The 15,267-nt window shown below is 72.8% G+C and carries 17 protein-coding genes; 8 read left to right on the top strand and 9 right to left on the bottom strand.

The window, feature by feature from the left end; translation table 11 throughout:
• Nucleotides 1-10: 10 nt before the first annotated feature.
• The 3 genes from ACYQ8Q_RS35750 to ACYQ8Q_RS35740 all read left to right on the top strand — a co-directional run bounded on the left by ACYQ8Q_RS35750 (nt 11) and on the right by ACYQ8Q_RS35740 (nt 2,277).
• Complete coding sequence (locus tag ACYQ8Q_RS35750; protein ID WP_460070793.1) at nt 11-604, top strand: histidine phosphatase family protein; 594 nt, start codon at nt 11-13, stop codon at nt 602-604.
• A 49-nt stretch (nt 605-653) separates the two neighbouring features.
• Nucleotides 654-1,316: a hypothetical protein gene (locus ACYQ8Q_RS35745; protein WP_460070792.1), complete on the top strand. Its 663-nt coding sequence runs from the start codon at nt 654-656 to the stop codon at nt 1,314-1,316.
• A 145-nt stretch (nt 1,317-1,461) separates the two neighbouring features.
• The gene (locus ACYQ8Q_RS35740) at nt 1,462-2,277 is read left to right on the top strand and encodes a chitosanase (protein WP_460070791.1); all 816 of its coding nucleotides are present in this window, start codon (nt 1,462-1,464) and stop codon (nt 2,275-2,277) included.
• A 50-nt stretch (nt 2,278-2,327) separates the two neighbouring features.
• On the opposite strand, the gene ACYQ8Q_RS35735 is transcribed toward ACYQ8Q_RS35740, so the two are convergent.
• The 6 genes from ACYQ8Q_RS35735 to ACYQ8Q_RS35710 all read right to left on the bottom strand — a co-directional run bounded on the left by ACYQ8Q_RS35735 (nt 2,328) and on the right by ACYQ8Q_RS35710 (nt 6,257).
• Complete coding sequence (locus ACYQ8Q_RS35735; protein ID WP_460070790.1) at nt 2,328-3,710, bottom strand: 8-oxoguanine deaminase; 1,383 nt, start codon at nt 3,708-3,710, stop codon at nt 2,328-2,330.
• 10 nt (nt 3,711-3,720) lie between these two features.
• Nucleotides 3,721-4,614 (bottom strand): factor-independent urate hydroxylase, encoded by an 894-nt coding sequence (gene pucL, locus ACYQ8Q_RS35730; RefSeq protein WP_460070789.1) that lies wholly within the window; start codon nt 4,612-4,614, stop codon nt 3,721-3,723.
• Nucleotides 4,615-4,618: 4 nt separating this feature from the next.
• Entirely contained in the window at nt 4,619-5,011 is a 393-nt protein-coding gene (gene uraH, locus ACYQ8Q_RS35725) for a hydroxyisourate hydrolase (protein WP_460070788.1), read from the bottom strand.
• Between the two features lie 6 nt (nt 5,012-5,017).
• Nucleotides 5,018-5,527, bottom strand: coding sequence for a 2-oxo-4-hydroxy-4-carboxy-5-ureidoimidazoline decarboxylase (gene uraD, locus ACYQ8Q_RS35720; protein ID WP_460070787.1), 510 nt, complete (start codon nt 5,525-5,527; stop codon nt 5,018-5,020).
• A gap of 101 nt (nt 5,528-5,628) precedes the next feature.
• Nucleotides 5,629-5,997 (bottom strand): helix-turn-helix domain-containing protein, encoded by a 369-nt coding sequence (locus ACYQ8Q_RS35715; RefSeq protein WP_460070785.1) that lies wholly within the window; start codon nt 5,995-5,997, stop codon nt 5,629-5,631.
• Nucleotides 5,994-6,257 carry a hypothetical protein gene (locus ACYQ8Q_RS35710; protein ID WP_460073778.1) on the bottom strand — a complete coding sequence of 88 codons (264 nt, stop codon included), beginning with the start codon at nt 6,255-6,257 and terminating at the stop codon, nt 5,994-5,996. The genes ACYQ8Q_RS35715 and ACYQ8Q_RS35710 overlap by 4 nt, the downstream gene beginning before the upstream one ends.
• Nucleotides 6,258-6,430: 173 nt before the next feature.
• On the opposite strand from ACYQ8Q_RS35710, the gene ACYQ8Q_RS35705 reads away from it, so the two are divergent.
• From ACYQ8Q_RS35705 to ACYQ8Q_RS35690, 4 genes are all read left to right on the top strand, one after another.
• Nucleotides 6,431-7,270 (top strand): TIM barrel protein, encoded by an 840-nt coding sequence (locus ACYQ8Q_RS35705; protein WP_460070784.1) that lies wholly within the window; start codon nt 6,431-6,433, stop codon nt 7,268-7,270.
• A gap of 24 nt (nt 7,271-7,294) precedes the next feature.
• Nucleotides 7,295-8,191: a 2-hydroxy-3-oxopropionate reductase gene (locus tag ACYQ8Q_RS35700; RefSeq protein ID WP_460070783.1), complete on the top strand. Its 897-nt coding sequence runs from the start codon at nt 7,295-7,297 to the stop codon at nt 8,189-8,191.
• 125 nt (nt 8,192-8,316) lie between these two features.
• Entirely contained in the window at nt 8,317-8,562 is a 246-nt protein-coding gene (locus ACYQ8Q_RS35695; protein WP_460070782.1) for a hypothetical protein, read from the top strand.
• Nucleotides 8,563-8,697: 135 nt separating this feature from the next.
• Nucleotides 8,698-9,306 (top strand): TIGR04222 domain-containing membrane protein, encoded by a 609-nt coding sequence (locus ACYQ8Q_RS35690; protein WP_460070781.1) that lies wholly within the window; start codon nt 8,698-8,700, stop codon nt 9,304-9,306.
• Between the two features lie 9 nt (nt 9,307-9,315).
• On the opposite strand, the gene gcl is transcribed toward ACYQ8Q_RS35690, so the two are convergent.
• Nucleotides 9,316-11,100, bottom strand: a complete 1,785-nt coding sequence (gcl, locus tag ACYQ8Q_RS35685) for a glyoxylate carboligase (protein ID WP_460070780.1) — start codon at nt 11,098-11,100, stop codon at nt 9,316-9,318.
• A 169-nt stretch (nt 11,101-11,269) separates the two neighbouring features.
• Here gcl and ACYQ8Q_RS35680 point away from each other — a divergent pair, with 169 nt between their 5' ends.
• Nucleotides 11,270-11,968, top strand: a complete 699-nt coding sequence (locus ACYQ8Q_RS35680) for a hypothetical protein (RefSeq protein WP_460070779.1) — start codon at nt 11,270-11,272, stop codon at nt 11,966-11,968.
• A gap of 21 nt (nt 11,969-11,989) precedes the next feature.
• Here the strand turns inward: ACYQ8Q_RS35680 and ACYQ8Q_RS35675 are convergent, their stop codons facing one another.
• Both ACYQ8Q_RS35675 and ACYQ8Q_RS35670 read right to left on the bottom strand, forming a co-directional pair.
• Entirely contained in the window at nt 11,990-13,576 is a 1,587-nt protein-coding gene (locus ACYQ8Q_RS35675) for an AMP-binding protein (RefSeq protein ID WP_460070778.1), read from the bottom strand.
• The gene (locus ACYQ8Q_RS35670) at nt 13,573-15,243 is read right to left on the bottom strand and encodes an AMP-binding protein (RefSeq protein ID WP_460070777.1); all 1,671 of its coding nucleotides are present in this window, start codon (nt 15,241-15,243) and stop codon (nt 13,573-13,575) included. Before ACYQ8Q_RS35670 ends, ACYQ8Q_RS35675 begins: the two co-directional genes overlap by 4 nt.
• Between the last annotated feature and the right edge of the window lie 24 nt (nt 15,244-15,267).

Genomic DNA, 15,267 nt, shown 5'->3' with positions numbered 1-15,267 from the left:
CCTGACAAACGTGGCCGATCTCCTCCTCGTCCGGCACGGTGAGACCGAGTGGTCGCGGTCCGGGCGGCACACGGGCTGGACGGACGTTCCGCTGACCGAGCACGGGCGGGACGAGGCACGGCGGCTGACGACGCTCATCGGATCGCTGCGGATCGGCGCCGCGTACGTGAGCCCGCTGGAGCGGGCCCGGGAGACGGCGGAACTGGCCGGGCTGTACGGCGCCCGGGTCGACCCCGATCTGCGGGAGTGGGACTACGGCGGGTACGAGGGCGTCACGACCGCCGAGATCCAGCGGGGGCGGCCCGACTGGTTCCTGTTCGACGACGGGGTGGCGCCGGGCCCGCCGGAGCATCCCGGGGAGACGCCCGGGGAGGTCGGCGAGCGGGCCGACCGGGTGCTCGCGCGGGTGCGGGCGGCCGCTGCCGACGGGGAGGTGGCGCTGGTGGCGCACGGGCACTTCCTGCGGGTGCTGACCGCCCGCTACCTCGGACTCGCCCCGTCGGCCGGGGCGCTCTTCCGGCTCACCACCGGCACCCTGGGCCGGCTGGGCACGGAGCACGGGCGGCCGGTGGTCGCCGCCTGGAATGTCAGACCCGGGCCGTAGCCTTCGAGTGGGCCCTGCGCAGGGCGGGGCCGACAGGGGGGAGCAGGCCGTGACCCGACCGCCGACCGCCGCGCAACGGCGGGTGATCGACGCCGCCGAACCCGTCACGGGCCGGCTCAGGGGTACGGAGGCACAGCTGGCGGCCCTGGTGCGGCGAGGGCTCGCCTTCCGCCACCCGCGGCCGCCGCACGACCACTTCCTGACCCCGGCGGGCCACCGGATACGGGAGACGGAGCCCCGGGCGCAGACGGCGCCGGAGACGGCGGGGGCCGAGCCGGCGCCCGCGTCCCCGGGGCAGGAGACCGGCGCCGGTGTGTTCGCCGCGCGGGTCGGCGGCGAGGAGGACCCCGGCGCGGACGGCCCGGCCCGGGCGCGGGAGGTGCACAGTGCCTGGCAGGGCCTGCTGGAGCTGCGCCGGATGACGCATCCGGACGGATCGGTGGACCGTCCCTGCGGCTGGGAGCGCGCGCACCTGGTGCGAGCCGCCGCCCTCGCCCTGGAGGCCGGCGGGCACCGCCCGGCCGGGCCGGACGGCGAGGGGTACCGGGTCCGGGCGACCCCCCAGCCGGAGGCCGTGGCCGTGCGCGGACCGGACGACGCGACGCTGAGCGCCTGCGCGGCGACCCTGGAGAGGGCGGGCTGGCAGGTCGGCGAGCACACCGATCCCCGCACCAGGGCGCGCTATCTGCTGGCTTCCCCACGCCGGGTGTGAGGGACGTGCCAGGATCGGTGCCCGGCCGCCCTGGAACCGGCCATCCGGCCGTGCCCCACTCACAGCGCCGTCCCATCTGTGTCCCACGACATTCCCAAGATCCCGCGGCAGGCTCAACCGCCTTTGACAACGCCCGACTTGGGAGATGACGTTGCCCTTCCCGCACGCACGAGCCACCCGCCGCACTCTGCTCGCCGCCCTCGGCGCCGGGGTGCTCGCCACGCAGTGGCCCTCGGCCGAGGCCGCCACCGCGACCGGACTGGCCGATCCGGAGAAGAAGGACATCGCGATGCGGCTGGTGTCCAGCGCGGAGAACTCGTCACTGGACTGGAAGGCGCAGTACAAGTACCTCGAGGACATCGGCGACGGCCGTGGCTACACCGGCGGGATCATCGGCTTCTGCTCCGGTACGAGCGACATGCTCGCCCTCGTCGAGCTGTACACCGAGCGGCACCCGGGCAACGCGCTGGCCGGGTATCTGCCCGCGCTGCGCACCGTGAACGGCAGCGACTCGCACGAGGGGCTCGACCCGGGATTCCCGGCCGCCTGGCGCACGGCGGCGAAGACGGCCGGGTTCCGCAAGGCCCAGCGCGACGAGCGGGACCGCGTCTACTTCGACCCGGCGGTCGCGCGGGGCAGGAAGGACGGTGTGGGCACGCTCGGCCAGTTCGCCTACTACGACGCCCTGGTGATGCACGGCCCGGGCACCGACACCCTGAGCTTCGGCGGCATTCGCAAGCGGGCCCGCGCCCACGCGGACACCCCGGCGGACGGCGGCGACGAGACGACGTATCTGCACGCCTTCCTGGACGCCCGGGTGTGGGCGATGAAACAGGAGCCGGCGCACAGTGACGTGAGCCGGGTGGAGACGGCCCAGCGGGTGTTCCTGAACCAGGGGAACCTGGATCTGGAGCCGCCGCTCAAGTGGAAGGTGTACGGCGACAGTTACGAGATCGACTGAGGTGACCGGCCGAGGGCCGTCCCCCTCGGCCGGAGTTCGAGGCGGTCCGGTCAGTCCCGCGCGGCGATCCGCGCCAGCCGCCGGGCCTCCTCGCGGGTCGCGCGGGCGATCGCGTCCTCGTCGGCGGTGAGCAGCCGGCCGTTCTCCACGATCTGACGGCCGTTCACGAAGGAGGCGGTGACCGGGGCGGCGGCGCCGAGGACCAGCGCGGCGACCGGGTCGGCGATGGAGGCGTGGGCGAGGGTGTCCATCCGCCACAGCACCAGGTCGGCGAGCTTGCCCGGCTCCAGGGAGCCGATCTCGCGGGCCCGGCCCAGCACCTGGGCGCCGCCGTGGGTTCCGAGCCGCAGGGCCTGACGGGCGCTCAGGGCGGCCTCGCGGTGGGCGCCGAGGCGGTTGACGAGCAGGGCGTTGCGCAGTTCGGTGTGGAGCTCGCCGGACTCGTTGGACGCCGTGCCGTCCACGCCGAGGCCGACCGGGACACCGGCGGCGAGCATGTCGGGGACGCGGGCGATACCGGCGGCCAGCCGGGCGTTGGACGACGGGCAGTGGGCGACGCCCGTCCGCGTCCGGGCGAAGGCGTCGATGTCGGAGTCGTTCATGTGGACGCAGTGCGCCATCCACACGTCCTCGCCGAGCCAGCCGGTGGACTCGAAGTAGTCGGTCGGGCCCAGACCGAACAGTTCGTGGCAGAACTTCTCCTCCTCGACCGTCTCCGAGCCGTGGGTGTGCAGCCGGACCCCGAGCCGGCGGCCCAGCTCGGCTCCCTGCCGCAGGAGTTCGGTGGAGACGGAGAAGGGCGAGCAGGGGGCGACGGCGACCTGGGTCATCGCGTCGAAGGAGGCGTCGTGGTGCTCGGCGACGGTCTCCTCGGTGGCGGCGAGGGCCCCCTCGAGGGTCTCGACGGCGAAGTCCGGGGGCAGTCCGCCGTCCTTCTCGCTGCGGTCCATCGAGCCGCGGGCCAGGGTGAAGCGGACGCCCATGTCCCGGGCGGCGCCGATGATCGCGCTGGACAGGTCGCCGGAGCCGCGGGGGAAGACGTAGTGGTGGTCCATGGCGGTGGTGACCCCGCCCCGGGCCAGCGTCGCCAGCGACCCCTGGGCCGCCGCCCGGACCATCGGCTCGTCGATGCGCGCCCAGGTCGGGTACAGAGCGACCAGCCAGTCGAAGAGGTTGTGGTCGGTGGCCAGGCCCCGGGTGATCCACTGGTAGAAGTGGTGATGGGTGTTGACCAGGCCGGGGGTGGCCAGATGGCCGGTGGCGTCGATCCGGCGTACGACGTTCTCCAGGCCCTCGGGGGCCGGGCCCGCGCCGACCGCCTCGATGCGGTTGCCGGCCAGGACGAGGTGTCCGGCCGGGTACTCGGTGTCGTCGGCGTCGACGGTGGCGATCGAGCAGTTCTCGATGACGACGCGCTGGAGGGCTGCTGCCATGGTCCGTCCTTCAGAGGTTGGTGAGGTCAGCCGGGATCTTCGCCTCGTGGCCGTCCCTGAGCACGGTGGCCTCGATCAGGCCGTAGGGGCGGTCGGCGGCGAAGTACACCTCGTTGTCGTTCTTCAGGCCGAACGGCGCCAGGTCCACCAGGAAGTGGTGCTTGTTCGGGAGGGAGAAGCGGACCTCGTCGATCTCGTCGCGGTGGTCGATGATCCGCGCGCCCATCGCGTAGAGGGTCTGCTGGAGCGAAAGCGAGTACGTCTCGGCGAAGGACCGCAGCAGATGCCCCTTCACCTGAGCGTACGACTCCTCCCAGTCCGGCGCGTCCTCGGCGTCGTCGCTCCAGCCGAAGCGCCAGCGGGCCGAGACGTCGGTGGCGAGGATCCGGTCGTGGGCCTCGGGGAGGGTCGTGTACGTGTCCTTGACGTAGCCCCAGAACTCGGAGTCGGTCGAGTTCATCACGGTCAGGTCCTTGAGGCCGGAGACGACCTCCCAGGACGAGCCGTCGTGGGTGACCTGGGTGAGCCGGGTCTCCTGCCCCCTGCGGACGAAGGAGTGGGCGCCCTCGCCGGAGTGCTCGATGCGCTCCCAGGCGTACTCCTCGATGCGGATGCGGGCGCGGTGGATCGGCTCCTGCGAGCCGACGAAGTGCCGGGCGAGGTGGATGCCGAACTGCTCGGGGGAGTCGATGCCGTGTTCCTTGGCGAACGCGTACACCGTGTTCTTGGTGGTGTCGGTCGGCAGGACGTTGGCGTTGGAGCCCGAGTAGTGGACCTCGTCCATGTCGCCGGAGAGCGACACCGACACGTTCAGGTCCCTGATGTGGTGGGTGGCGCCGTCCCGCGTGATCCTGACGACGCGGTTCTCGGCCTTGCCGTACTGGTTCGGTCCCAGGATGGGCATCTAGCTAGCTCCCTCGGTATACGGAGTAGCCGAACGGGTTGAGCAGCAGCGGTACGTGGTAGTGCTCGCCGGGCTCCACCGCGAAGGTGACGACGACCTCGGGGAAGAACACGGCACCGCTGTCCCGGTGCGCGGGGGCGTCCTGCTGCGCCTCGGCTTGCTTCTGGGTGAGGTACGGCTCCACCAGGAAGTCGAGCCGTACCCGGGTGACCCCTTCCGGCAGCGCCGGGAGGTCCTTGCACCGGCCGTCCGCGTCGGTCGCGGAGCCGCCGAGCGCCTGCCACTCGTGTTCCTGGCCCGTCCGGACGGAGAGCCGGACGGCGACGCCCCGGGCGGGGCGGCCGACGCTGGTGTCCAGGATGTGGGTGGACACGGAGGCGGTGGTACCGGTGCTCATCCTGCGTCAGTCCTCTTCGGCGAGTCGGGCCAGACGGACACGGTTGATCCTGCCGAGTTCGGTGCGGACGGTCTCGCGTTCCCGCTCCGGCGTGTTGCCGAGGCGCTCCCGGGCGGCGTCGCGCATCTCGGCGCCGGTGCGGCCGGTGGCGCAGATCAGGAACACATGCCCGAACTTCTCCTGGTAGGCCAGGTTGAGCGCGAGCATCTCGGCCTTGAGGTCCGCGGACGCCCCGGCCATGCCGCGCTGCTCACGGGCGGAGACCGGGTCCCCCGGTGCGGGGCGTCCGATCGGCGGATGCCCGGCCATCGCCTCCGCCAGGTCGGCCTCGGTCAGCTCCGCCATGGCGGCGTCGCTCGCGGCGTACAGGGCGTCGACGTCGGGGTAGGGGCGGCCGGCGATCAGGCGCCGCCCCCAGGCGGCGGACGCGCACGCCTCGTGGAGGGCGGCGGCCGCCGCATGCTCCTCCAGGTCGTTGAACCGGGCCAGGCCCGGGGGCGTCGAAGTCGAAGTCACGGGGTCAGCTAACGCCTCCCCACGGACCCGCGTCAACACTTTGTTGAAAATTCCGGGTTACGGGATGCCCCCTCCGAGCGGGCCGTGGCGCATCCCGCGCTTCAGACCCCTTTTTCCCGGTTGAGGTAGTTGTAGACGGTGAAGCGGCTCACCCCGAGGGCGCTCGCCACGGTCTCCACGCCGTGCCGCACGGAGAAGGCGCCGCGCGCCTCGAGCGTCCGGACGACCTCCTGCTTGGCCTTGCGGTCCAGGTCGGCGAGGGGCTTGCCCTTCCTGCGCTCCAGGGCGGCCAGGATGTGGTCGAGGGAGTCGGCGAGCTGGGGCAGCCGCACGGCGACGACGTCGGCACCCTCCCAGGCGAGGACCACGTCGTCGGGGCCGGCCTCGTCGGGCGGGAGCATCTCGCCGCCCATCGCGTCGACCAGCGGCTTCACGGCCGCGATGAAGGGCTCGTCGCCGGTGCCGGTCACGCGCCCTCCTCCTCGGCGGCCGTGTCGACGACGTTGACCTGGAGGGTGATCCGGGTGGCGCCCGCGCCGAGCGAGCGGCGCAGCAGGGCGTCGACGGCGGCGATCACGGTCTCGGCGCCGCCCTCCGCGGTGTTGCCGAACGGCCCGACGTCGACGGCGTCCAGATCGGCGGCCTCGATCACCTCGCGGGCGACCAGCGCGTGCGCGGGCGCCTCGTCGAGATCGAAGGGCTCGGTGGTGAACTCCACTTTCAGTCGCATCGCGCCCCCACACCTTCTCCGACCGGCCTCACCAGGACCCCGACCTTAACGGACCGGCGCGGCGCACGCCCTTGACAAGCCACAACCCGCCCGCCAGTCTTCCAGTAAGCAGAAAATCACTTCCACCATACGGAATAGACAGAAGAGACCAGAAGAAGGGGGCGCGGCATCCCATGGGACTCGAAGACCGGCGCTTCGACGTCAACCTGTCGATCCTCTTCACGGAACTCCCGCTCCTGGAGCGCCCCGCGGCCGCCGCCGCGGCCGGCTTCACCGCGGTCGAGCTGTGGTGGCCCTGGGTCGACTCCCCCGCCCCCGCCCGGCCGGAACTCGACGCCCTCAAGGGCGCGATCGAGGACGCGGGCGTCCGGCTGACCGGCCTGAACTTCTACGCCGGACGGCTCCCGGGCCCGGACCGCGGCGCCCTCTCCCTGCCCGGCGAGGAGTCGGAGCGCTTCCGCGCCAACATCGAGCCGGCCGCCGACTTCGCCGGCTCCCTGGGCTGTACGGCGCTCAACGCGCTCTACGGCAACCGCGTCGCCGGCGTGGACCCGGCGGAGCAGGACGCGCTCGCGCTGGAGAACCTCGCCCTCGCCGCCCGGGCCGCCGACCGGATCGGCGCGACCCTGCTGGTCGAGGCCCTGAACCGGCTCGAGTCGCCGCACTGTCCGCTGGTGAGCGCCCAGGCCGCGGTCGAGGTCGCGGACCGGGTGAACGAGGCGACGGGCCTCGGCAACGCGATGTTCCTGATGGACCTGTACCACCTGGCGATGAACGGCGAGGACCTGCCCCGGGTGATCGAGACCCACGCGGCGCGGACCGGCCACGTCCAGATCGCCGACTCCCCCGGCCGCGGCGCGCCCGGCACCGGCACGCTGCCGCTCGCATACCTCCTCGACCGGCTGGCGAAGGCCGGCTACGACGGCTGGACCGGCCTGGAGTACAAGCCGGGCGACCGCCCGAGCGCCGAGGCCTTCGACTGGCTCCCCCGCGAGGCCCGCGCCGCCCGCTGACCCCCGTACGAGAGGCATCCCTCCATGAGCACCGCACCCCTGCCCAAGGTCGCCTGGATAGGTCTCGGCATCATGGGCTCCCCCATGTCCGAGAACCTGCTCAAGGCGGGTTACGACGTCACCGGGTTCACGCTGGAGCGGGACAAGCTGGACCGGCTGGCCGCCGCCGGAGGCACGGCCGCCGCCTCGGTCGCCGAGGCCGTGCGGGACGCCGAGGTGATCGTCACGATGGTGCCGGCCTCCCCGCAGGTCGAGGCCGTCGCGTACGGCCCGGACGGCATCCTGGCGCACGCCCGCCCCGGCGCCCTGCTCGTCGACATGTCCTCGATCACCCCGCAGACCTCCGTCGAGCTGGCGCGGGCGGCGCGGGAGAAGGGGATCCGGGTCCTGGACGCACCCGTGTCCGGCGGCGAGGCGGGGGCGGTCGAGGCGGTGCTGTCCATCATGGTCGGCGGCGAGCAGGCCGACTTCGACGCCGCGCTGCCGCTCTTCGAGGTGCTCGGCAGGACCGTGGTGCGGTGCGGGCCGCACGGCTGCGGGCAGACCGTGAAGGCCGCCAACCAGCTGATCGTGGCCGTGAACCTCCAGGCGTGCGCCGAGGCCGTGGTGTTCCTGGAGAAGTCGGGCGTGGAGCTGGGGGCCGCGCTGGACGTGCTGAACAGCGGTCTGGCCGGCTCGACGGTCCTGACCCGCAAGAAGGACAACTTCCTGCGGCGCGACTTCCGGCCGGGCTTCCGGATCGACCTGCACCACAAGGACATGGGCATCGTGACCGACGCGGCCCGTGCCGTCGGCGCGGCCCTGCCGGCCGGTGCCGTGGTGGCCCAGCTCGTGGCGTCGCTGCGGGCCCAGGGCGACGGCGGCCTGGACCACTCGGCACTGCTGCGGGCCGTGGAACGCCTCTCCGGCGCCCGGGTCTGACACCCCTCCCCCCGAGAGCTCCGGGCGGTGCCGTCGCCGACATCTGTCATGTCGCGCCCGGGCGACGGCACCGCCCGGATCCCTTTCCGCGTGCGGATCCGCCCCGCCGGCAGGACGCTGAAGGCATGGCACATCCAACGGAGCATCCGCATGTCGTGGTGCATCCGCCGGCCCTCGACGGTTCCCGGCGGGTGACCGAGGGCGACGAGACGCTGGGGATCGCCACGCACGCGGACGACGTCAGCGAGATCCTGCGGCTGGCCGATCTGTATGTGACCGATCTCGAGGAGAGCGACTTCATCGAGTGGCAGGGCGGTGGGCCCGACGACTGGCCCGGGCTGTCGGAGCACCACGGACAGCAACCGACGTAGGGCGGGTACGCCAACCTCAAATCAACCTCTGAACCTCGGTCAGAAGGCTTCAACCGGGCCCGGGTGCGGGCACATCGTGGTCACACGAGGCCCGCCGGCACGGGGGTGGCGGGCCTCCGTGACGGGGGGTGAGCCATGGGTGACGGCGACACGGTGTACCAGCTCCGCGCGCACGAGGTCGCGCTGCTGCGGGCGGGAGCCCGCGCCGCCGTCACCGTGGCCGTCGTCGACCTGCATCTGCGGGGCGTCGTGGAAGCGGGCCGGCCCGGCACCCTGCGGACCTCGGAGACGTCCACCGAGGGTGCCGGGCAGGACCTGCCCCTGCTCGCCGAGGCCGTGCACGGGGCGCTCCTCGAGCCCGCCGGTCCACGGGACCTGCTGCGGGCGGCGGACGTCCGGCGGGGGCTCGGGCGGGTGCGGGCCGGGCTCAAGGCCGCAGGGTTCCTGCGCACCCTTCCGCCGCGCCGCACCCGCGCCGCCCGGCGCGCCCTCGACGACCTGCTCGCCGCACATCCCCTCCCGACGAGCCGGCAGGGCCTGTCGGACGCCGACGCCCTCCTCGCGGTCGCCCTCCACGGCGAGCCCGCCCTCAAGGTCGTGGCCGCGCGCTTCGCCCTGCGCACAGGACTGACGGCCCGCGTCGAGGTGAAGGACCGGGACCGCCCCCGGGGCACGTCCCGGGGCGGCGGCACGGGCGGGACGGAGCACTTCGGCGGGGGCGGTTACAGCTGCGGGGCGGGCTGACGGCCGGGGTCAGACCTCGAGCGGTCTGATCGAGGTCGGGGCGTGGCCCGGTTCGGTGGCGACTTCCTCGAACTCCACGACCTCGCCGATGTCGTTGGTGACGCTCATCGCGATGTTCGTGACCCGCTCCAGGATCGCCTCCACGACGACCGGCACCCGGAACTCGGCGGCGAGCTTGCGGGCCCGCTCGAAGGCCGACCCGAGGTCGTCCGGGTCCGTCACCCGGATCGCCTTGCAGCCGAGGCCCTCGGCGACCTTCACATGGTCGACGCCGTAGACGCCCAGCTCGGGGGAGTTGAGGTTCTCAAACTCCAGGCTGACCTGGAAGTCGATGTCGAAGGCCCGCTGCGCCTGGCGGATCAGGCCCAGGTAGGCGTTGTTCACCAGGACGTGGACGTACGGGATCCGGTGCTGGGCGCCGACGGCCAGCTCCTCGATCATGAACTGGAAGTCGTAGTCGCCGGAGAGGGCGACGACCTGGGCGTCCGGGTCGGCCTTGGCGACGCCGAGCGCCGCCGGGATCGTCCAGCCGAGCGGGCCCGCCTGGCCGCAGTTGATCCAGTGGCGCGGCCGGTGGACGTGCAGCAGCTGGGCTCCGGCGATCTGGGAGAGGCCGATGGTGGTGACGTACCGGGTCTCGGGGCCGAAGGCCTTGTTCATCTCCTCGTAGACCCGCTGGGGTTTGATCGGCACGTCGTCGAAGTGCGTACGGCGCTGGAGGGTGGCCCGCCGGTGCTGCGCGGCCGCCGCCCAGGCGGACCGGTCGGGCAGGGCGCCCGCGGCCTTCAGCTCCTTCGCCGCCTCGACGAACAGGGCGAGGGCGGCCCCGGCGTCGGAGGGGATGCCGTAGTCGGGGGCGAAGATCCGGCCGATCTGGGTGGGGTCGATGTCGACGTGGACGAAGGTGCGGCCCCGGGTGTAGACGTCGAGGCGGCCGGTGTGGCGGTTGGCCCAGCGGTTGCCGATGCCGAGGACGAAGTCGGACTCGAGGAAGGTCGCGTTGCCGTAGCGGTGCGAGGTCTGCAGGCCCACCATGCCGGCGTTCAGCTCATGGCCGTCGGGGATCGCGCCCCAGCCCATCAGGGTCGGCACGACCGGGGTACCGGTCAGCTCGGCGAACTCCACGAGGAGCGCGCAGGCGTCGGCGCCGACGACCCCGCCGCCCGCGACGATCAGCGGGCGCCGGGCGGCGTTGAGCATGCCGAGCGCCTTGTCGATCTGGGCGCGGGTCGCGGCGGGCCGGTGGACCGGCAGCGGTGCGTAGGTGTCCGGGTCGAACTCGATCTCGGTGAGCTGGACGTCGACCGGCAGGTCGATCAGGACCGGACCGGGCCGGCCGGAGCGCATCAGGTGGAAGGCCTGCTGGAACACCCCGGGGACCTGGGCGGCCTCCAGGACGGTGACCGCCCACTTGGTCACCGGCCGGGCGATCGAGGCGATGTCGACGGCCTGGAAGTCCTCCTTGTGGATCACGGCGGTCGGGGCCTGGCCCGTGATGCACAGGATCGGGATCGAGTCGCCGATCGCCGAGTAGAGCCCGGTGATCATGTCGGTGCCGGCCGGTCCGGAGGTGCCGACGCAGACACCGATGGTGCCGGGGTGGGTGCGGGTGTAGCCCTCGGCCATGTGCGAGGCGCCCTCGACATGGCGGGCGAGGGTGTGGTCGATGCCGCCGCAGGCCTTGAGCGCGGCGTAGAACGGGTTGATCGCCGCGCCGGGGACACCGAACGCGGCGGTGACGCCCTCACGCCGGAGGATCTCGACTGCCGCGCGGGCAGCGGTCATACGAGCCATCGCGTGCTCCTCTTCGACTGGGGGGCCGCCCTCCCGTCGCGCCCGCCACGAGGGGCCCCGCACTTCCATTATGTGGAAACTGTTTTCTGCTATCCGGAAGCAATGTAAAGCCGTGCCCGAAGGTGGTCAAGACACGGACAGGAGAGGGCCCGAGGAGGACGATGGGGCCATGTCCGAGAGCGTGCCGGTGCGCTGCCCGGCCTGCCGGCGCGAGCGCCTCTACACCGTGCCGTCCTATCTGTGCGCGTGCGGTGCCCCCGTCGCCCCCGCGCTCGATCCGGGGGCGGCTCCGACGGCCGTCGTGCACCGCGCCTGGGACGAGGACTGGGTCACCCTGCACTGCGGCTCCTGCGGCCGCGACGGCCAGTGGCCGCACCCGGAACTGGGCTGCCCGTGCGGCACGGCGCTGCGGCTGCCGGTGACCGGCGGGACCCGGCGCGCGGAACCCGGCGTGAGGGAACCGGCTCCGGAGCCGCCTGCGCCGCACCGGGCCGTCTTCCGGTCCGTCGCCATCAGGACCGCGCTCGACGCGGTCACCGCGGCCGCCCTCTATCTGCGCTGGCTGGGCCACGGCGAGGTCCGGCGGGCCGATCAACGGCCCACCTCGGGGATCGGCCTCGCCGCACCCGGACTGCTGGCCCAGGTCGACCCGAGCGTGCGCCCGGCCGCGCTGCGGGACGTGGAGTGTCTGTGGCTGACGGCGATGACCGAGTCCGCGGACTGTGTGTACTTCTCGCTCGCCGGGTACGCCGACGAGGCCCGGGCCGGCGCCGACCGGCTGCGCGTCCCGCTGTTCCTGCTGGACCTGACGGGCACCCCGCAGCCCGTGAACGCGGCGGCCGCCGCCCTCGACGCCCGGGGCGCCTGAGGCGACGGCCGCCGCCGGGGCTCAGGCGCCGTACGTCTGCCGCAGCTCGATCTTGCGGACCTTCCCGGAGACGGTCATCGGGAACACCTCCAGCACCTGGAGCCTGCTGGGCACCTTGTAGTGCGCGAGCCGCCCCTCGCAGTGGGCGCGCACCTCCTCCAGGGTCGGCGGGTCGGCCGGGTCGCGCGGGATGACACAGGCGAGGACCTCCTCGCCGTACCGCTCGTGCGGGACGCCGACCACCTGGACGTCCTGGATCTTCGGATGGCCGTGGAGGAACTCCTCGATCTCGCGCGGGTAGATGTTCTCGCCGCCGCGGATGATCATGTCCTTGATCCGGCCGACGATCTCCACGTAACCGTCCGCGCGCATCACCGCCAGGTCCCCGGTGTGCATCCAGCGGCCCACGTCGATCGCCTCGGCGGTCTTCTCCGGCTCGTTCCAGTAGCCGAGCATCACGCTGTAGCCGCGGGTGCACAGCTCGCCCGCCGTGCCGCGCGGCTGCGTGACCCCGGTCGCGGGGTCGGCGACCTTCACCTCGATGTGCGGGAGCACCCGGCCGACCGTGCCGGTGCGGCGGCCCAGGTCGTCGTCGCGGCGGGTCTGGGTGGAGACGGGCGAGGTCTCGGTCATGCCGTAACAGATCGACACCTCGGCCATGTTCATCTCCGAGACGACCCGCTTCATCACCTCCACCGGGCAGGGCGAGCCCGCCATGATGCCGGTGCGCAGGGTGGAGAGGTCGTACGACGCGAAGTCGGGGAGGTTGAGCTCCGCGATGAACATGGTCGGCACGCCGTACAGGGAGGTGCAGCGCTCCTGCTGGACGGCCTCCAGGGTGGCCCGCGGGTCGAAGGCGGGGGCCGGGATCACCACGCAGGCGCCGTGCGAGGTGGCCGCGAGGTTGCCCATGACCATGCCGAAGCAGTGGTAGAAGGGCACCGGGACGCAGATCCGGTCCTGCTCGGTGTAGGCGATCATCTCGCCCACGAAGTAGCCGTTGTTGAGGATGTTGTGGTGGGAGAGGGTGGCCCCCTTGGGGAAGCCCGTGGTCCCCGAGGTGTACTGGATGTTGATCGGGTCGTCGCAGGACAGGTCCGCGAAGGGCACCGGCCTGGCCCGGGCGGTCAGGGCCGCCCAGCTCGGATCCCCGATGAAGACGGTCTCCCGCAACTCCGGGCATCTTCCCCGCACTTGCTCGACCATCGCCCGGTAGTCGCTGGTCTTGTGCCGCAGCGAGGCGAAGAGCAGCGAGACCCCGGCCTGCTCGAGGACGTACTCCACCTCGTGGGTGCGGTAGGCCGGGTTGATGTTCACCATGATCGCCCCGATGCGGGCGGTGGCGTACTGGACCAGGACCCACTCCGGGCAGTTGACCGCCCAGATGCCCACCCGGTCGCCCCGGGCGATCCCGCTCGCGAGCAGGGCGTACGCCAGCTCGTCGACGTCGGCGGCGAACCGGGCGTAGGTCCAGCGCCGTCCCGAGGGCACATCGACGAGCGCCTCGCGGTCCGGCCAGGCGGCGACCGCCCGGTCCAGGTTCGCGCCGATGGTGTCCCCGAGCAGGGCCGTCCCACCGGTCCCGTGGGTGTACGACGTCCCCGTCACCGGAAGTCCTCCTCTCGGTACTCGCCCGCCGATCCCGCCGCCGTCGCCTCGCGCAGCTCGATCCGGCGGATCTTGCCGGAGACGGTCTTGGGCAGCGGGGCGAACTCCAGGCGGCGGATGCGCTTGTAGGGGGCGAGGACCTCACGGGAGTGCTCGAACAGCACCTTCGCCGTGTCCGGCCCCGGCTGCCAGCCCTCCGCGAGGACGACGTACGCCTTCGGCACGGCGAGGCGCAGCTCGTCCGGCGCGGGCACCACGGCCGCCTCGGCGACCGCCTCGTGCTCCAGCAGCGCGCTCTCCAGCTCGAACGGGCTGATCTTGTAGTCGGAGGCCTTGAACACGTCGTCGGCGCGGCCCACGTAGGTGATGTAGCCGTCGGCGTCGCGGGCGCCGATGTCGCCGGTGCGGTAGTAGCCGCCGGCCATCGCCTCCGCCGTACGGTCGGCGTCGCCGTGGTAGCCGGTCATCAGGCCCACCGGCCGGGCCGCGAGGTCCAGCGCGATCTCGCCCTCGGTGGCGCCCGGGGCGCCCGAGACGGGGTCCAGCAGCTCCACCCGGTAGCCGGGGCTCGGCCGGCCCATCGAGCCGGTCTTCAGTTCCTGCCCGGGGCTGTTGGCGACCTGCACGGCCGTCTCCGTCTGCCCGAAGCCGTCCCGGATCGTCACCCGCCAGGCCCGCCGCACCTGCTCGATCACCTCGGGGTTGAGCGGCTCGCCGGCCGCCACCACCTCCCTCGGCGGGGTGGCGAGCTGGGTCAGGTCGGCCTGGATGAGCATCCGCCACACGGTGGGCGGGGCGCAGAAGGTGGTGACGCCGGCCCGCTCCATCTCCGCCATCAGCCGGGCCGGGTCGAAGCGCGTGTAGTTGTGGATGAAGACGGTCGCCTCCGCGTTCCACGGCGCGAACAGGTTCGACCAGGCGTGCTTGGCCCAGCCCGGCGAGGAGATGTTCAGATGCACGTCACCGGGCTGGAGCCCGATCCAGTACATGGTGGCCAGGTGCCCGACGGGGTACGAGGTGTGGGTGTGCTCGACCAGCTTGGGGCGGGCGGTGGTGCCGGAGGTGAAGTACAGCATCAGGGGGTCGTCGGCGAGGGTGGGGCCGGCGGGGGTGAAGCCGGCGGGCGCGGCGTACGCGTCCTCGTACGCCTGCCAGCCGCCGGGCGCGCCGCCGACCGCGATCCGGGTGTAGCCGCCGGGCACCTCGTCGAACTTGCCGGCGTCCTCCGCGCGCACGAGCACGTGCGCGACCCGGCCGCGCTCGACGCGGTCGCGCAGATCGGCGGGGCCGAGCAGCGGGGTGGCGGGGATGACGACGGCGCGCAGCTTCATCGCGGCCAGCGCGGTCTCCCACAGCTCGGCCTGGTTGCCGAGCATGACGAGGATCCGGTCCTCGGCGGCGACCCCGCGCCCGCGCAGCCAGTTCGCGACCCGGTCGGAGCGGTCGGACAGTTCGGCGAAGGTCAGCCGGGTCTCGGTGCCGTCCTCCTCCACGATGTGGAGCGCGGCGCGGTGGTTGTCCTGCGCGATGACGTCGAACCAGTCGAGGGCCCAGTTGAAGTGCTCGGGGCGGGGCCAGGCGAAGCCCTCGTAGGCGGCGGTGTAGTCCTCACGGTGTTCCAGCAGGAAGTCCCGTGCCCTGCGGAACTGCTCGGTGGCCGTCGTCATCGGTGTCCTCCTAGGTGCCGGGCC

The sequence above is a fragment of the Streptomyces sp. YKOK-I1 genome, assembly GCF_054660435.1.
The sequence above is the reverse complement of the archived record's forward strand: the minus strand, read 5'-3'. Positions and strand labels throughout refer to the sequence as shown.

Coding starts and splice junctions, on each gene's coding strand:
- ACYQ8Q_RS35680 (WP_460070779.1), top strand. CDS start 11,270: ATGTCCGAGAGCGTGCCGGTGCGCTGCCCGGCCTGCCGGCGCGAGCGC.
- ACYQ8Q_RS35710 (WP_460073778.1), bottom strand. CDS start 6,257: ATGCGACTGAAAGTGGAGTTCACCACCGAGCCCTTCGATCTCGACGAG.
- ACYQ8Q_RS35740 (WP_460070791.1), top strand. CDS start 1,462: ATGACGTTGCCCTTCCCGCACGCACGAGCCACCCGCCGCACTCTGCTC.
- gcl (WP_460070780.1), bottom strand. CDS start 11,100: ATGGCTCGTATGACCGCTGCCCGCGCGGCAGTCGAGATCCTCCGGCGT.
- uraH (WP_460070788.1), bottom strand. CDS start 5,011: ATGAGCACCGGTACCACCGCCTCCGTGTCCACCCACATCCTGGACACC.
- pucL (WP_460070789.1), bottom strand. CDS start 4,614: ATGCCCATCCTGGGACCGAACCAGTACGGCAAGGCCGAGAACCGCGTC.
- ACYQ8Q_RS35670 (WP_460070777.1), bottom strand. CDS start 15,243: ATGACGACGGCCACCGAGCAGTTCCGCAGGGCACGGGACTTCCTGCTG.
- ACYQ8Q_RS35695 (WP_460070782.1), top strand. CDS start 8,317: ATGGCACATCCAACGGAGCATCCGCATGTCGTGGTGCATCCGCCGGCC.
- ACYQ8Q_RS35705 (WP_460070784.1), top strand. CDS start 6,431: ATGGGACTCGAAGACCGGCGCTTCGACGTCAACCTGTCGATCCTCTTC.
- ACYQ8Q_RS35690 (WP_460070781.1), top strand. CDS start 8,698: ATGGGTGACGGCGACACGGTGTACCAGCTCCGCGCGCACGAGGTCGCG.
- ACYQ8Q_RS35700 (WP_460070783.1), top strand. CDS start 7,295: ATGAGCACCGCACCCCTGCCCAAGGTCGCCTGGATAGGTCTCGGCATC.
- ACYQ8Q_RS35735 (WP_460070790.1), bottom strand. CDS start 3,710: ATGGCAGCAGCCCTCCAGCGCGTCGTCATCGAGAACTGCTCGATCGCC.